This window comes from Thioclava sp. ISO4, from assembly GCF_058105145.1.
Genome location: NZ_CM176571.1, coordinates 2,192,589 through 2,206,986, shown reverse-complemented (window position 1 = coordinate 2,206,986; position 14,398 = coordinate 2,192,589). Strand labels below are relative to the sequence as shown.

16 protein-coding genes are annotated in these 14,398 nt (G+C 65.2%); 11 read left to right on the top strand and 5 right to left on the bottom strand.

Annotated features, from left to right (window positions below; genetic code table 11):
• The first annotated feature begins 129 nt into the window (after window positions 1-129).
• From AC2TZ7_RS10895 to AC2TZ7_RS10880, 4 genes are all read left to right on the top strand, one after another.
• Window positions 130-768, top strand: coding sequence for a TetR/AcrR family transcriptional regulator (locus tag AC2TZ7_RS10895; protein ID WP_489864228.1), 639 nt, complete (start codon window positions 130-132; stop codon window positions 766-768).
• Window positions 765-2,069: a phenylacetate--CoA ligase family protein gene (locus AC2TZ7_RS10890; RefSeq protein ID WP_489864227.1), complete on the top strand. Its 1,305-nt coding sequence runs from the start codon at window positions 765-767 to the stop codon at window positions 2,067-2,069. The genes AC2TZ7_RS10895 and AC2TZ7_RS10890 overlap by 4 nt, the downstream gene beginning before the upstream one ends.
• Entirely contained in the window at window positions 2,066-2,827 is a 762-nt protein-coding gene (locus AC2TZ7_RS10885) for an enoyl-CoA hydratase/isomerase family protein (RefSeq protein WP_489864226.1), read from the top strand. Before AC2TZ7_RS10890 ends, AC2TZ7_RS10885 begins: the two co-directional genes overlap by 4 nt.
• Before the next feature lie 151 nt (window positions 2,828-2,978).
• Window positions 2,979-4,055: a site-2 protease family protein gene (locus tag AC2TZ7_RS10880; RefSeq protein WP_489864225.1), complete on the top strand. Its 1,077-nt coding sequence runs from the start codon at window positions 2,979-2,981 to the stop codon at window positions 4,053-4,055.
• 21 nt (window positions 4,056-4,076) lie between these two features.
• Here AC2TZ7_RS10880 and AC2TZ7_RS10875 read toward each other — a convergent pair whose 3' ends face one another.
• Window positions 4,077-4,817, bottom strand: a complete 741-nt coding sequence (locus tag AC2TZ7_RS10875; RefSeq protein WP_489864224.1) for a sulfite exporter TauE/SafE family protein — start codon at window positions 4,815-4,817, stop codon at window positions 4,077-4,079.
• A 4-nt stretch (window positions 4,818-4,821) separates the two neighbouring features.
• Entirely contained in the window at window positions 4,822-5,487 is a 666-nt protein-coding gene (locus AC2TZ7_RS10870; RefSeq protein ID WP_489864223.1) for a TetR/AcrR family transcriptional regulator, read from the bottom strand.
• 64 nt (window positions 5,488-5,551) lie between these two features.
• Between AC2TZ7_RS10870 and AC2TZ7_RS10865 the strand changes: the two genes are divergently transcribed.
• The 7 genes from AC2TZ7_RS10865 to AC2TZ7_RS10835 all read left to right on the top strand — a co-directional run bounded on the left by AC2TZ7_RS10865 (window position 5,552) and on the right by AC2TZ7_RS10835 (window position 11,322).
• The gene (locus tag AC2TZ7_RS10865) at window positions 5,552-6,871 is read left to right on the top strand and encodes a flavin-containing monooxygenase (protein WP_489864222.1); all 1,320 of its coding nucleotides are present in this window, start codon (window positions 5,552-5,554) and stop codon (window positions 6,869-6,871) included.
• Complete coding sequence (locus tag AC2TZ7_RS10860) at window positions 6,868-7,770, top strand: bile acid:sodium symporter family protein (RefSeq protein ID WP_489864221.1); 903 nt, start codon at window positions 6,868-6,870, stop codon at window positions 7,768-7,770. Before AC2TZ7_RS10865 ends, AC2TZ7_RS10860 begins: the two co-directional genes overlap by 4 nt.
• Window positions 7,767-8,705: an SDR family oxidoreductase gene (locus AC2TZ7_RS10855; RefSeq protein WP_489864220.1), complete on the top strand. Its 939-nt coding sequence runs from the start codon at window positions 7,767-7,769 to the stop codon at window positions 8,703-8,705. Before AC2TZ7_RS10860 ends, AC2TZ7_RS10855 begins: the two co-directional genes overlap by 4 nt.
• A complete protein-coding gene (locus AC2TZ7_RS10850) occupies window positions 8,702-9,472 on the top strand; it encodes an SDR family NAD(P)-dependent oxidoreductase (protein ID WP_489864219.1) in 771 nt (256 codons plus the stop codon). The genes AC2TZ7_RS10855 and AC2TZ7_RS10850 overlap by 4 nt, the downstream gene beginning before the upstream one ends.
• Before the next feature lie 253 nt (window positions 9,473-9,725).
• The gene (locus AC2TZ7_RS10845; protein WP_078570415.1) at window positions 9,726-10,016 is read left to right on the top strand and encodes an ArsR/SmtB family transcription factor; all 291 of its coding nucleotides are present in this window, start codon (window positions 9,726-9,728) and stop codon (window positions 10,014-10,016) included.
• A complete protein-coding gene (locus AC2TZ7_RS10840; protein ID WP_489864218.1) occupies window positions 10,013-11,074 on the top strand; it encodes a permease in 1,062 nt (353 codons plus the stop codon). The genes AC2TZ7_RS10845 and AC2TZ7_RS10840 overlap by 4 nt, the downstream gene beginning before the upstream one ends.
• Window positions 11,075-11,085: 11 nt before the next feature.
• Complete coding sequence (locus tag AC2TZ7_RS10835) at window positions 11,086-11,322, top strand: thioredoxin family protein (RefSeq protein WP_078546966.1); 237 nt, start codon at window positions 11,086-11,088, stop codon at window positions 11,320-11,322.
• A 79-nt stretch (window positions 11,323-11,401) separates the two neighbouring features.
• On the opposite strand, the gene AC2TZ7_RS10830 is transcribed toward AC2TZ7_RS10835, so the two are convergent.
• From AC2TZ7_RS10830 to AC2TZ7_RS10820, 3 genes are read right to left on the bottom strand one after another with little or no spacing between them, the layout of a single operon-like run.
• Window positions 11,402-12,472, bottom strand: a complete 1,071-nt coding sequence (locus AC2TZ7_RS10830) for a TRAP transporter substrate-binding protein (RefSeq protein ID WP_489864217.1) — start codon at window positions 12,470-12,472, stop codon at window positions 11,402-11,404.
• A gap of 30 nt (window positions 12,473-12,502) precedes the next feature.
• Window positions 12,503-13,792 (bottom strand): TRAP transporter large permease, encoded by a 1,290-nt coding sequence (locus AC2TZ7_RS10825; RefSeq protein ID WP_489864216.1) that lies wholly within the window; start codon window positions 13,790-13,792, stop codon window positions 12,503-12,505.
• Window positions 13,792-14,379, bottom strand: a complete 588-nt coding sequence (locus AC2TZ7_RS10820) for a TRAP transporter small permease (RefSeq protein ID WP_489864215.1) — start codon at window positions 14,377-14,379, stop codon at window positions 13,792-13,794. The genes AC2TZ7_RS10825 and AC2TZ7_RS10820 overlap by 1 nt, the downstream gene beginning before the upstream one ends.
• Between the last annotated feature and the right edge of the window lie 19 nt (window positions 14,380-14,398).

The window sequence follows — 14,398 nt, the reverse complement described above, 5'->3', positions numbered from 1 at the left end:
CCCCGACGAAACGCAGAGTCACGCCAGCGTTGACGGGTTCGCTTTCCCTAAATATAAAACTGACGTCAGTTTCATTTTTGGAGCAGGAACGTGAAGCCCTCTCTCGCAAATGCGTCGCAGGACGCCGCCATGTTCTCTTTCCCGGAGCATCTAGCCACGACCAGCGCCGGACGCCCGAAGGGAGAGCGCACCCGCGCCCAGCTGCAAATCGCCGCCTGCAAGGTTTTGCAAGACGGCGGGCCGCAGGGGCTGACCGTCGCGGAGATCTGCAAGGAAGCCGGCGTCTCGAACGGCACGTTTTACCTTTACTTCAAGGATCGTAACGCCCTGCTCGACAGCCTGCTTCGGGGGTTCGTGGCCTTCCTTCAACTGGCGATGAGGGCGGCGAGCGAGCGCGAAGGCCATGATGCGCCACGCGCGGCGACCCGTGCCTATCTCCGTCTGTTCGAGCAAAATAGCGGGTTGATGCGCAGCTTGATCCACCCGACCGACGGCTTCCCCGAGGCGCAGGCGGCGTTTCAGACGCTCAACCGGGAATGGATCGAGGCGGTGGTCGCCTCCGTGGAACGCAGGCAGCGGCAGGAGGGCAAGACGGCACCCTCGCGCGACGAATTGCTGCGCCGCGCCTATGCGCTGGGGGGCATGGTCGATCAATACCTCTCCAACCTTCTGCTGGCGAAGGACCCGGCCGTGATCGAGATATCGCAGGACCGCGACGCGGTGCTCGAGACGCTCTCGCTCCTCTGGGACCGGGGGATGACGGCATGACCACCATTCCCGGCGCCGAGAGCCTCTCCCGCGCGGAGCTGCAGCCCGAGATCGAACGCCGCTGGCAGGCGCAGCGCGCCCATGTCGCCGCGCATTCTGCCTTCTACCAAAGGCTCTGGCAGGGGCGCATGCCGCCCGAGGACCTGCGCGACCTGCCCGAATTGCCGCTCTCCGACAAATCCCAGCTGCGGATCTCGCAGGCCGAGCATCCGCCCTTCGGCGACTACCTCGCCGCCACGCGCAGCACCGCCAACCGCCTGCATCGGACGTCGGGCACCACCGGTCAGGCGATGAACCTCGCCCTGTCGGCCCGCGACGCGTTGGTGACGCAGGAGGTCGGCGGGCGCTGTCACCGCTCTGCAGGGCTGACGCCCGAGCACACGGTGGTGCATTGCCTCAATTACCAGATGTGGATGGGCGGGCTGACCGATCACATGACGCTGGAGGCGACGGGCGCGCTGGTCGTGCCTTTCGGCGTCGGCTCGACCGAGTTGCTGATCCAGACGATCCGCGAGGTCGGCATCACCGCGATTTCCTGCACGCCTTCCTACCCTTCCGTGCTCGAACGGGTCATCGCCGAGAAACACCCCGGACTGACGCCACGCGATCTGGGCCTCAAACTGGGCTTGTTCGGGGGCGAGCCGGGCCTTGACGACACCGCCTTCCGCGACCGCCTGCGCGAGACCTGGGGAATGGAGCCGCGCAACGCGAATTACGGCGTCTCGGATGTCTTCTCGAACTTCGCGGCGGAATGTCCGCATGACACGAAGCTGCATTTCATGGCCGCCGACGTGCTGCATCCCGAGCTGATCGACCCCGATACCGACGCGCCGATCCCGCTGGAGGCCGGGGCGCGCGGCGAATTGGTCCTGACCCATCTCGTGCGCGACTGCCAGCCGCTGGTGCGGTTCCGCACGGGCGACATCATCACCATCGGCGAGACCGAGCCCTGCGCCTGCGGCTGCACCGGGTTCCGTTTCTCGGTCGTCGGGCGCTCCGATGACATGGTGGTCGTGCGGGGCCTGAACATGTTCCCTTCGATGGTCGCCGCCGTGCTCAACGAAATCCCCGAGCTTTCGGGCGACTATCGCATCACCCTCGACACGCCGCCGCCCTATGACACCCTGCCCGTCAGCGCGGAACTGGCGGAAGGCGAGCACGCCACGCCCGATCTTGCGCGCAAGGTGGAGCAACGGATCAAGTCGAAACTGGGCGCGACGGCGAGCGTCACCCTCCTGCCCGCCAACAGCTTCCCGCGCACCGAGGGCAAAACGAAACGCGTCATCCGGAGTTTCCAATGAGCCATTTCAGCTACGACACCGTCCTGAGCCAGCTTGGCGCCAAGGGCGTGCGCACGATCACCCTCAACCGCCCCGAACGCCTCAACGCGATGAACCGGCAGCTGGTCGTCGATGTCGCGCGCGCTTTCGAGGACGCCAATGCCGACCCGGCCACCAAGGTGATCATCTTCACCGGGGCGGGCAAAGCGTTTTGTGCGGGCGATGACCGCAAGGCCCATACCCATCCCGAGACCGAGGAAGAGGCGCGCGAGATCGTGCACGCGATTCAGCGCGCGACCCATGCGATTACGCTGGGCGCGAAGCCGGTGGTCGGCGCGATCAACGGCTGGGCCGTCGGCGGCGGCTTGGAATGGGCGATCAATTGCGACTTCCCGATCTGGGCGGAGAGCGCGAAGGGCTTCTTCCCCGAGGTCTCGCTGAACCTCTTCGTCACCGGGGCCGTCACCTCGCTCCTGCCCGCGCTGGTCGGGCTGAACAAGGCGCGCGAGATGCTGATCTTCGGCGACCGGTATTCCGCGCAGGAGATGGGCGAGATCGGCGTGGCCTGGAAGGTGGTCGACGATGCCGCGCTGATGGCGGTGGCCGTCCAGACCGCCGAACGGCTCGCCGATCTTCCCGTCCTGTCGGTGCGCGCGATGAAACGCGTTCTCAATCACGCCGCGGTGCCGGATCTGCACCGCGCGCTGCAGCTCGAGACCGATGCCACGGTCGCGGGGTTCCTCGACCCGGAGACGACGCGGCGCGTGACCGAGTTCTGACCTGCGCGGGCAGAAGCTTTTTCAAACTCCGTCACTTATTGGGATTGCTTCCTTGTGGTGACCGGGACGAAGGGTCAGATTGAGGGCGGCGGACATCCATGTGCCGCGCCCCGCTTTCGGGGCAACCGCACGGCGGAAAGAGAGGGATGAAATGAGCTGGTCCTATTCACTCGGCAAGATCGGCGGCACGGTTCTCAGGGTGCATGTCACCTTCGTTCTGCTGATCATCTGGATCACCGCTTCCGCCTGGGCGGCGGACGGGCCGCAGGCCGCGCTGATCAACATGCTCTTCATCCTGTCGGTCTTCGCCTGTGTCGTGCTGCATGAATTCGGCCATGCGACGATGGCGGCCCGGTTCGGCGTGCGCACCCCCGACATCACCCTTCTGCCGATCGGCGGTCTGGCGCGGCTGGAGAGGATCCCGGAAAACCCCAAGCAGGAAATCCTGATCGCGGTGGCAGGTCCCGCCGTCAATGTCGTGATCTTCCTGATCCTGACGATCTTTCTTGGCGGCAGCGGCTGGCTGAGCGACCTGCAATCGCTCGACAATCCGGGCCAAAGCTTCTGGGGCCGGCTTGCGCTGGTGAACGCGCTTCTCGTCGCGTTCAACCTGATCCCGGCCTTCCCGATGGATGGCGGGCGGGTGTTTCGCGCCGTGCTTGCGCTGTTCATGGACCGGGTGAAAGCCACGCAGGTCGCGGCGCGGACCGGGCAGGTCATCGCCGTGCTCTTCGCCTATTGGGGGCTGACGAGCGGCAACCCGATCCTCGTGCTGATCGCGGCGTTCATCTTCTTCGCGGCCGGGGCGGAAAGCTCGGATGCGGCGATGCGCGGCCTCGCCCATCGTTCGGCCGCGCGTGACGCGGTCATCACCTCCTTCGTGTCGCTGACGCCCGACGATACGCTCGACACCGCCGCTCAGGCGATCCTGCACAGCTCGCAATCGGAGTTCCCCGTGCTCACGCCGGACGGGCAGTTCGTGGGCTTCGTCACCCGCGAGAGCGTGCTGGCCCGGCCCGACCCCGAGTTCCGCCAGCGCCCCGTCTCCGAGATCATGTTCGACAATGTGCCCGTCGTGTCGCTGAAGACGGGGATGGACGATGTGCTCGACGCGTTCGCGAAAGGGCGCATTCCGGCCGTGGCGGTAATCGGCAAGACCGGCAATTTCGTGGGCTTCATCAATCGCGAGAATATCGGCGAGTGGTTCATCCTCGCCCGCGGCAGCTAAGACGGGCGCTCGCGCCCTGCCCTAGAGATAGACCGACAGCCCCCGCCAGCCCGCCAGCACCGCCGAAATCGCCATGACCACGATGGCGATCGTCCGGTATTGGGCGTTGTCGAGCCGCGCGAAGGCCGTGGTCCCCGCCCATGTCCCCAGCGCCAGCGCAGGCACCGAGACCAGCGTCAGCCAGAGCGCGTCGCCATTCACCGCGCCCGCCCAGATCAACCCCGGCGTCGCCAGCAGCGAGGCCACGAAGAAGAACAGAAGCAAAGAGGCCCGCGTCTCCACCGCGGTGGTGCCCGCGCCCAGATAATAAGCCACCGCAGGCGGGCCCGGCATCGCCGCCAGTCCGGAAAACGCCCCCGAAGCGACGCCCGCCAGCAGCGCGAGCCCGCCATGAGGATGCGGGCGCGCAGGCTTGTAGCGCAGCAGCAGCGCCAGCCCCGCCAGAACGGCGAGCGCGATCATCATCCGCGCGGCATCGGCGCTGACGGCAGTGAGCGCGAAAATCCCGACCGGCGTTCCGACAATCGCGCCCAGCGACAGCCGCGCGAGCGAGGGTTTGTGCACATGCCCATGCAGGGTGAAAAGATCGCGGCACCCGACCACGACCTGCAGCAGCACCGCCAGCGTCACTGCCTCTATCGGCGGCACCATCAGCGAGACGATCGGCACCGCAGCCAGCGCGAAGCCGAACCCCGCGATGCCGCGCAGGAAGGCGGAGAAGAACACGGCGGTGATGACCAGCAGGGTCGTTGTGCTCAACATCCGGTCACGTCTCGGCCTGCGCGATCCGCGCCGCACAGCCCGCCGCGCAGAAGGCGACCAGCCCCTCGATCGAGGCTTGCGCATCGGACTGCGAGGCCAGTGCCGCGATCCGCCATTCCGAGGTCAGGAAGGCCAGAAGGGCCGCGACCGAATAGACGAACCCTTCGGCGACGACCGCCCGGCTGACCTTGGGATGCAGCGCGCAGATCTCATCCATGAACCGCTGCGCGGTCGGGTCGAACAGATCGGTCGAGATATCCGCCCAGGCCGGATCGGCCGAGACCATCGCCACGAGCCGCGCATAGGCCAGCCATTGCGGATCGCTGCCCGCCGCCTTCGCCAGATAGGGCCGGAAGAAACAGCCGAGGATCGCCGTCAGATCAAGCGCCCCCTGCCCCTTCGCCTGCGCAAGCGCCTCGAGACGCAGACGCGCCAGCTCTTCGGCGCGCCGCTCCACCACTTCGCGAAACAGCGCCTCTTTCGAGCCCCCGTGATGGTTCACCAGACCCAGCGGCACTTCGGCCAGCGCGGCGATGTCGCGCACCTTCGCGCCTTCGAATCCGTCCCGTGCAAAGACGGTTTCCGCCGCATCGAGAATCCGTGAACGACTCGCGAGAGAGCGCTTCGACGGCGCTCTAAGCCTTTGTTTCTCGGACGTCTTTTTCGTCATCAGATCGGGGCTTGCTTATTTTGAACAATGGTTCAATTTAAGAATGTCTGGGAGGAGACGCAACATGACAAATACGAAGGGCACGTTCGCCCTGATCGGTGCGGGCCCGATGGGTCTGGCCGCAGCCAAGGTGCTGGGCGAACAGGGAGTGGACTATCAGGGCTTCGAGCTGCACAGCGATGTGGGCGGGCTCTGGGATATCGAGGGCGCGCATTCGACGATGTATGAAAGCGCGCATCTGATTTCCTCGAAACGGATGACGGAATTCACCGATTTTCCGATGCGCGACGAGGTGGCGGAATATCCCAGCCACCGCGAGATGGCGCAGTATTTCCGCGATTTCGCCGATCATTTCGACATTCGCCGCCATTACCGTTTCGGCGCCGAGGTGACGAAGGTTGAACCGCTGGGCGGCGATGGCGAGGGTTGGCGGGTCAGCTGGCGCGATGGCGAGGGCGAGCATTCGGAGGTCTATGCCGGCGTTCTGATCGCCAATGGCACGCTTTCCGAGCCGAACATGCCGGACTTCCCCGGCCAGTTCGACGGCGAGCTGATCCATTCCTCGGCCTATCGCGATCCGTCGCAATTCGCGGGCAAACGGGTGCTCGTCGTGGGCGCGGGCAATTCGGGCTGCGACATCGCGGTGGACGCGATCCACCACGGCAAGAGCTGCGATCTCTCGATGCGGCGCGGCTATTACTTCGTGCCGAAATACGTCTTCGGCAAACCCGCCGACACGCTGGGCGGGGCGATCAAGCTGCCGATGTGGCTCAAACGCAAGATCGACGGCGCGCTGCTGAAATGGTTCGTGGGCGATCCGCAGAAATACGGGTTTCCCAAGCCCGATTACAAACTCTACGAGAGCCACCCGATCGTGAACTCGCTGGTGCTGTTCCACGCAGGCCACGGCGATCTGAAAGTGCGCCCGGATATCGAACGGCTGGACGGTAAAACGGTGCATTTCAAGGATGGCACGCAGGCCGAGTATGACATGATCCTCGCGGCCACCGGATACAAGCTGCATTACCCGTTCATCGCGCCGGAGCTGCTGAACTGGCAGGGCGATGCGCCGCATCTGTACCTGAACGCGATGCATCCCAAACGCGATGATCTCTTCGTGCTGGGAATGCTCGAGGCGAGCGGGCTTGGCTGGCAGGGCCGTCACGAGCAGGCAGAAATGGTGGCGCGCTACATTCGCGGGCTGCGCGATGGCGCCGAGGCCGCGAAGCGCCTGCAGGCGAAGAAGGCCGAAGGGTTCGAGCGTGCGACCGGCGGCATGGCCTATCTCAAGCTCGCGCGGATGGCCTATTACGTGGACAAGGCGACCTATCGCAAGGCGGTCACCGGCTGGATCAAGGCGCTCGGCGGGAAGGCGGCGGCATGACGGGGCTCGACGCGGTCCGGCTGAATTTCAGCCCCGGCGCCCTGCATCTGCTCAATGCGATCCTCGGCATCGTCATGTTCTCGGTCGCGATCGACCTGTCCCCGCGCGATTTCCGCCCGCTGGTGCGCAGGCCCTGGGCGCTGATCGTGGGGTTCACGTCGCAATTTCTGGTGCTGCCCGCGCTGACCTTCGGGCTGGTGCTGGCGCTGAAGCCGAGCCCCTCGATTGCGCTGGGGCTGATCCTTGTGGCGGCCTGCCCGGGCGGGAATGTCTCGAACTTCTTCACCCATCGGGCGGGCGGGAACACGGCGCTGTCGGTCTCGCTGACCGCCTTCGCCACGGTGGCGGCGATCGTGCTGACACCGCTCAATATCGCCTTCTGGGGTAGCCTTTATGAACCGACGCGGGCGCTGCTGCACGAGACCCATATCGACCCGGTGAGCGTAGCGATCACCGTGGGCGTCATGCTTCTACTGCCGCTGATCGCCGGGATCGCGCTGAACCATTACCGCTACGATCTGACCACGCGCCTTCGCGATCCGCTGAAATGGATCTCGATGGCGATTTTCGTGGCGTTCGTCGCCCTTTCGCTGAGCGCCAACTGGCAGTATTTCGTGCAATTCGTCGGGCTGATCGCGGGGATGGTGGTACTGCATAACGCGCTGGCCTTCGCGGGCGGCTATGGCACCGCGACGCTTGCGCGGCTGTCGCCCTTCGACCGGCGCGCGATCACCGTCGAGACCGGCATCCAGAATTCGGGCCTCGGCCTCGTGCTGATCTTCGCCTTCTTCGGAGGTCTGGGCGGCATGGCGATCGTCGCGGCTTTCTGGGGCATCTGGCACATCATCGCGGGATTCGCGATCTCGACAATCATGAGACGAAAGGAGGCCGCGCGATGACCCGGATCCTGATCACTGGTGCGGGCGGCATGATAGGCCGCGTACTCACCGCCGAACTGTCTGAGAGCGGCCATGAGGTCATCGCGACCGATCTCGCGGCCCCCGATACGCTCCCCGAGGGCGTGCGCTTCGTGGCGATGGACGTGACCACCGACGCCCCCGGCAAAGTCATCGCGCGGGAGCGCCCCGAGGTGATCGTCCATCTCGCCTCCATCGTGACCCCCGGCCCCGGCATGGGGCGCGAGTTGGCCTACCGGGTCGATGTGGAGGGCACGCGCAAGGTGCTGGATGCGGCGCTGAGCACGGGAGTACGGCGGCTCGTCGTGACTTCGTCGGGCGCGGCCTATGGCTATCACGCCGACAATCCCGTGCCGCTACGTGAAAGCGATCCGGTGCGTGGCAATCCCGAGTTCGCTTATGCCGATCACAAGCGGCAGGTCGAGGAGATGCTGGCCGAGGCGCGCACCGCCCACCCTGCCCTCGAGCAAGTCGTGCTGCGGGTCGGCACGGTTCTGGGCAAGGGCACCGACAACCAGATCACCGCGCTTTTCCGCAAGCCGCGTCTGCTCGCACTGAGGGGCTGCGAGAGCCCCTTCGTCTTCATCTGGACCCGCGATCTCGCGCGCATCCTGATCCGCGCCGCGACCGATGGGCCGCCGGGCATCTTCAACGTAGCGGGCGACGGCGCGCTCGGGGTGACGGATCTCGCACGACGTCTGGACAAACCCGTGCGCCGCCTGCCCGCGCTTGGCATCAAGGCCGCGCTGGCCCTCGCCCATCCGCTGGGGCTGAGCCGCTACGGGCCCGAGCAAGTGCGCTTCCTGCAATACCGCCCCGTTCTGGCGAATGACGCGCTGAAGGAGGTGTTCGGCTACACGCCCGAGCTGACCAGCGCCGAGGTCTTCGATCTCTGGGCCCGCGAGGCCGGACTATGAGCGCGCACGTCGCGGTGATCTCGGGCGGCGCCGGGGGGCTTGGGCAGGCGCTCTCGGCGGGGCTGCGCTCCGAGGGCTGGCAGGTCGTGCTGCTCGACCGGGAGATCTCCGGGCTCACAGCCAAGCCGAACGAAGAGGCCATCGCCTGCGACCTGACCGACGCGGATCAGCTTGCCAGCGCCTGCAAAGACATCCTGTCGCGTTACCCCAGTATCGATCTGGTGATCTATAACGCAGGCGTCACCCAGATCGGGCCGTTCTCCGCGCTGACCGAAGCGGCGCATCGCAAGGTCTTCGAGATCAACTATTTCGCGGCGACCGCGATGGCGCGGCATTTCCTCGAACCCGTGCGGGAAAGTCACGGCACGCATCTGGCGATTTCCTCGGTCGCGGGGTTTTCGCCGCTCTATCACCGCACGGCCTATGCGGCGTCGAAACATGCACTGGAAGGGTTCTTCAAATCATTGCGTTCGGAGGAAGCGCCGCATGGCGTGCGCGTGCAGATCGCAGCCCCCTCCTTCGTGGCGACCAATATCGACCGCGCCGAGCGGCAATCCGACGGCATCGCGCGGCCCGGCGCGGCTGCGGACGGCGTGGATTACATGACGCCCGAGGCTGCCGCACAGGTGATCCTCGCCGGGCTGAAACGCGGCCGCCCGATGATCCCGGTGGGCCGCGTCGCGCGGCTCGCGTGGTGGATCAACCGCGCCTCGCCCCGGCTGTTCCAACGGCTGATGGAGCGCAACATCGCGAAGGGCCAATCCTGACGACCGGCACCGCGACCTTTCGCCAAAAATATCTCGAAAAATCGCGCCCGATTTGATCGAGCGCATTGAAGCGACTCGTCCCCTCAGCGCTAATCTGGCCCCGATCCCGTGAAGGTCGGAGGCCCGTGATGCGATCAGTCTTATCGATAGATTCCCGCACCCCGGAGGACGGGTGCGACCGAATGCTCCACCTCGGGCGCGTTGACTCCATTTGCGCGAATGCGCATATGCGAATTCAGAAATGGAGGCACCGATGATCGTAACTATTCTTTCCGCACTTGCCGAACCCACCCGGCTGGGGGCGATGCAGCTTTTGCATGATGGGGGCGAGCATTGCGCCTGCGAGTTGATGGCGCGTCTGGATGCCACCCAGTCGCGCATGTCGCGCCATATGGGCGTGCTGAAAGCCGCCGGGCTGGTGGTCGACCGGCGCGATGCGCAATGGGTCCGGTATCGGGTGAACCCCGACCTCTCCCCGGAAATCCAGCAGATCCTGAGCGCGGTCATGAAAGCCAGCGCCAACACGGAAAGGACCGCGGCATGAGTGTGACGCAGCATGAAACCCCGCATGGCGGGATGCCCGGCTGGGCATGGAGCGCAGTCGTCGCGGCAGGCCTCGTCGCTTGGTGGGTGGTCTACCACCAGCTCCCGGCCCTCTCCGAATGGATCGTCTCGCTGCTGCCGGTCGCCCGCGACACCCATACCGGCGAGGCGCTGGCCTTCTTCTTCTACGACGTGCCGAAAGTGATGATGCTGCTCACCCTGATCGTCTTCGCGATGGGGGTCGTGCGCAGCTTCTTCAGCCCGGAAAAGACCCGCGCGCTTCTCTCGGGCAAGCGCGAGGGCGTCGGCAACGTGATGGCGGCGGGCTTGGGCGTCTTGACCCCGTTCTGCTCCTGCTCGGCGGTGCCGCTGTTCATCGGCTTCGTCTCCGCGGGCATCCCGCTGGGCGTCACTTTCTCTTTCCTGATCGCCGCCCCGATGGTCAACGAAGTGGCGCTGATCCTGCTGGTCGGCCTCGTCGGCTGGTCCGTGGCGCTGGTCTATCTCGCCTTCGGCCTCGCCATCGCGATCGTCGCGGGCTGGGTGATCGGTAGGCTCCATGTCGAGGGTTGGCTGCAGGACTGGGTGCGCGACATCCATTCCGGCGCGACCACGCCGGGCGCGGTCGAGAGCGACGATCTGAGCATGACCGACCGCTATCGCCTGGGCCTCGAGGCCGTGCGCGAGATCTTCGCCAAGGTCTGGATCTGGATCATCATCGGGATTGCCATGGGCGCGCTGATCCACGGCTATGTGCCGCAGGACCTGATGGTGCGCATCATGGGCTCGGGCACGTGGTGGTCGGTGCCGGCAGCCGTGCTGATGGGCGTGCCGATGTACACCAACGCCGCCGGCGTCATCCCGATCGTCGAGGCGCTTCTGGGCAAGGGCGCGGCGCTCGGCACGGTTCTGGCCTTCATGATGTCGGTGATCGCGCTCTCCATGCCCGAGATGATCATCCTGCGTCAGGTCCTGAAACTGCGCCTGATCGCGGTGTTCATCGGGGTCGTCGCCAGCGGCATCCTCGCCGTCGGCTTCCTGTTCAACGCATTGTTCTAAGGAGAAAAGAGATGAAGGACGTCAAGGTTTACGGCCCCGGCTGCAAGCGCTGCGAAAAGACCGAGGAGATGGTCAAGGAAGCGGCCGCCAAGCTCGGCATCGAGGTCTCGGTCGAGAAGGTGACCGATCCCCGCGCCATCGCCATGGCGGGCGTGATGTCGACCCCGGGTGTCTCGGTCGACGGGAAGCTGGTCCACACGGGCGGCCTGCCCGACAGCGGCAAGCTCGAAGGCTGGCTGTCGGCCTGAGCGGCCCCCACCGAAAGTTAGCTAAAAAGAAGACCCCGCGCCGGGTGGCGCGGGGTCTCGCATTTCAAAGCGCCAAGGCTCAGTTCAGCTCGCTCGCGCGTTCCGCATCGACGGTCTTCGAGGCCTGATCGACCGCAGATTGCAGGTCGTCGAACACTTCGCCACCGTTCTGGACGTTGTCCTTGAACCAGCCATAGACCGGCTTCGCCGCATCCTGAAACGCCTGCTTCTGCTCGGGCGTGGGCACGTAGATCTCGCCGCCGTCCTTCTTGAACTCCTCATAGGCGGCGATGGATTTGCGCTTGGGCGAGGCGAAAGTCGCCTGCTGGAGCGCCGCGAACCCATCCACGATCACACGCTGCATGTCGGGCGACATCTCCTTGAACTTCTGGTTGTTCATCCACCACAGCGCCGCCATGTAGGCATGCCCGTCGAGCGTCACATGCTTCAGCCCGGCCTCGGGGAATTTCATGTTCATGATGTCGGTGATGCCGTTCTTGGTGCCGTCCACGACGCCGGTCTGCAGCGCGGTGAACAGTTCCGGCCACGGGATCGGGGTCGGCGACGCGCCCATCGCCTTCACCAACTCCTGCGGCAGGTCGGCGACGATGGTGCGGATCTTCATGCCCTTCAGATCGGCAGGCGTCTTCACCGTCTTCTTGGTATTGGCGAAGTTGCGCCAGCCGCCAGTGTTTCCGATCGTCATCAGGCGGATCATGTTGTCGCTATCGGCGAGCGCCATCTTGCGCAGTTCGGAGGTGAAAGCGGTATGGGTCAGCACTTCTTCGGCGACCCGGTCGTTCGGCATCAGATACGGCAGGTCGAGCACCTGCACGTAAGGGAAGATCCCAGCCGCGCCGCCCGAGGTCGAGATGTAGATATCGAGCGAGCCATCCGCGATGCCCTGCAGGCACTCCGCCCCGTTCGAGCAGAGCTGCGTGCCGATGAAAAGGTCGACCTTGATCTTCCCGTTGGAGGCATTCTCGACATAGTTCTTGAACACGACGAGACCGTCGTAATCCTCGTCATTGGTGTTGGAGTTGGCGACCGCGCGCAGCGTGATCGTATTGTCCTGAGCCTGCGCGGCCATGCCGAGCCCCGAGGCCAGCACGGCCCCCAGCGCAAGCGATTTCACAAAAGTTCTGAGCATCGTTTCCTCCCTATATGCTTCAGTCTTGTCTTAGTTGGCGAACCCCGTCAGGCGGGGGATGGTCATCGAAATCGCGGGGAAATAGGTGATCAGGAAGATCACGGCCACTTCGACCGCAAGGAAGGGCAGGATCGCGCGGGCGATGGTCTCGACCCGCTCCTTCGACACGGCGGCGGCGACGAACAGCACCAGCCCCATCGGCGGCGTCGCGAGGCCCACGGTCAGGTTCACGCTCATGATGATCGCGAAATGGATCGGATCGACGCCGAGCCCGGTGAAGATCGGCGCGAGGATCGGCCCCAGCACGATGATCGCGGGGCCTGCGTCGAGGAACATGCCCACGATGAACAGAAGGATGTTGATCAGGAACAGCAGGATCAGCGGGTTCTGCGACAGGCCGAGGATGAACTCCGCCAGCGCCTCGGGGGCGTGCGACAGGCTCACCACCGTCTTGAACGCCATCGCCGCACCCACGAGCAGCAGCACCACCGAGGAGGTCAGCCCCGCCCGCATCAGGATATGCGGCAGGTCGCTCCAGCGCAGCGTGCGCAGGATGAAGAGACCGACGATCAGCGCATAGGCCACGGCGATCGCGGCGGCCTCGGTGGGCGTGAAGACACCGCCCAGAATACCGCCAAGGATGATCACCGGCGTCATCAGCGGGAAGAAAGCGCGCAAGCTCGCCTGCCCCCGCTCGGGCCATGTATGTTTCTTCGAGGCAGGCGGGAAGCCATGCTTGTTGGCCATGAACTTGACCATCAGCATCAGCCCGATACCGACGAGCGCCCCCGGCACGATCCCCGCGAGAAACAGCGCCGCAACCGACTGGCCCATGACATAGGCGTAGATGATCATGATCCCTGAGGGCGGGATGATCGGGCCGATCACCGAACTGGCCGCGGTGATGGCGGCTGCGAATTTGCGCGTGTAGCCCTGCTGCTCCATCGCCGGAATCAGCATCGAGCCCAGTGCCGATGTGTCGGCCACCGCCGAGCCCGAAAGCCCGGCGAACAGCATCGAGGACAGGACGTTCACATGCGCGAGCCCGCCGCGCAGATGGCCCATCATCGCTTCCGAGAACTCCACGAGACGGCGCGTGATGCCGCCCGAATTCATCATCTCGCCCGCGAGCATGAAGAACGGGATCGCGAGCAGCGGAAAGCTGTCCATCCCGTTGTAAAGATTGCGGTAAAGCAGCGCGAAATCGCGCTCTTGCCCGTTCAGGAGCAGCATCGCGCCCGGCGCTGCCAGAAGCGCGAAGAAGATCGGGAAGCCGATCAGGATCAGGACGAGGAAAAGGGGCAGGAACCAGACCAGCATCACTCGGCCCCTCCGGCCACGGACCAGACCGGCGGCAGAGGATCGTCCCCCGTGCGGAAGGCCAGCAGATTGCGCAGGATCAGCTCGATATTGACCAGCACCAGAAGCGCGAAGCCCACCACGAGCGAGGCCATCATCCAGCTGCGCGGCACGCGGATCCAAGCGTCGAGGGCCAGATTTTCCGGCACCCAGAGCGAGGCGGTCGCGAATTTCCCGCCAAAGCCGGTGATCCCGGCCCAGCCGAGTTTCAGTGCCGCGACCGAGACCAGCAGCGAGAACACCCAAAGCACCAGCGTCAGTGTGCGCCCCACCAGCTTCGGCAGCATCACCGCCAGCATGTCGATCGCCACGAAGCCGCCCGAGCGAAACGCCGAGGGCGCCATCAGCCCCGCCATCCACAACATGCAGAACCGTGCCGCCTCATCGGGCCAGGGCAGCGCACTGTTGAGCACATAGCGGAACCAGATCTGGATCAGGATCGCGATGACCATCGCCGCCACGGCGAAAACACCCGCCCACCGACCGATGGCGAGCAGTATGTCGTTCAGCCGGACCAGCGGTCTGGCCAGAATTGTCAGCAGGGTCATGCGCGCGTTTCCTCCCTCG

What these genes read in the sequence shown, in the direction of transcription:
- AC2TZ7_RS10820 (WP_489864215.1), bottom strand. Translation starts at nt 14,379, where the DNA reads ATGACCCTGCTGACAATTCTGGCCAGACCGCTGGTCCGGCTGAACGAC.
- AC2TZ7_RS10835 (WP_078546966.1), top strand. Translation starts at nt 11,086, where the DNA reads ATGAAGGACGTCAAGGTTTACGGCCCCGGCTGCAAGCGCTGCGAAAAG.
- AC2TZ7_RS10885 (WP_489864226.1), top strand. Translation starts at nt 2,066, where the DNA reads ATGAGCCATTTCAGCTACGACACCGTCCTGAGCCAGCTTGGCGCCAAG.
- AC2TZ7_RS10845 (WP_078570415.1), top strand. Translation starts at nt 9,726, where the DNA reads ATGATCGTAACTATTCTTTCCGCACTTGCCGAACCCACCCGGCTGGGG.
- AC2TZ7_RS10895 (WP_489864228.1), top strand. Translation starts at nt 130, where the DNA reads ATGTTCTCTTTCCCGGAGCATCTAGCCACGACCAGCGCCGGACGCCCG.
- AC2TZ7_RS10860 (WP_489864221.1), top strand. Translation starts at nt 6,868, where the DNA reads ATGACGGGGCTCGACGCGGTCCGGCTGAATTTCAGCCCCGGCGCCCTG.
- AC2TZ7_RS10880 (WP_489864225.1), top strand. Translation starts at nt 2,979, where the DNA reads ATGAGCTGGTCCTATTCACTCGGCAAGATCGGCGGCACGGTTCTCAGG.
- AC2TZ7_RS10855 (WP_489864220.1), top strand. Translation starts at nt 7,767, where the DNA reads ATGACCCGGATCCTGATCACTGGTGCGGGCGGCATGATAGGCCGCGTA.
- AC2TZ7_RS10825 (WP_489864216.1), bottom strand. Translation starts at nt 13,792, where the DNA reads ATGCTGGTCTGGTTCCTGCCCCTTTTCCTCGTCCTGATCCTGATCGGC.
- AC2TZ7_RS10870 (WP_489864223.1), bottom strand. Translation starts at nt 5,487, where the DNA reads ATGACGAAAAAGACGTCCGAGAAACAAAGGCTTAGAGCGCCGTCGAAG.
- AC2TZ7_RS10890 (WP_489864227.1), top strand. Translation starts at nt 765, where the DNA reads ATGACCACCATTCCCGGCGCCGAGAGCCTCTCCCGCGCGGAGCTGCAG.
- AC2TZ7_RS10875 (WP_489864224.1), bottom strand. Translation starts at nt 4,817, where the DNA reads ATGTTGAGCACAACGACCCTGCTGGTCATCACCGCCGTGTTCTTCTCC.
- AC2TZ7_RS10840 (WP_489864218.1), top strand. Translation starts at nt 10,013, where the DNA reads ATGAGTGTGACGCAGCATGAAACCCCGCATGGCGGGATGCCCGGCTGG.
- AC2TZ7_RS10830 (WP_489864217.1), bottom strand. Translation starts at nt 12,472, where the DNA reads ATGCTCAGAACTTTTGTGAAATCGCTTGCGCTGGGGGCCGTGCTGGCC.
- AC2TZ7_RS10865 (WP_489864222.1), top strand. Translation starts at nt 5,552, where the DNA reads ATGACAAATACGAAGGGCACGTTCGCCCTGATCGGTGCGGGCCCGATG.
- AC2TZ7_RS10850 (WP_489864219.1), top strand. Translation starts at nt 8,702, where the DNA reads ATGAGCGCGCACGTCGCGGTGATCTCGGGCGGCGCCGGGGGGCTTGGG.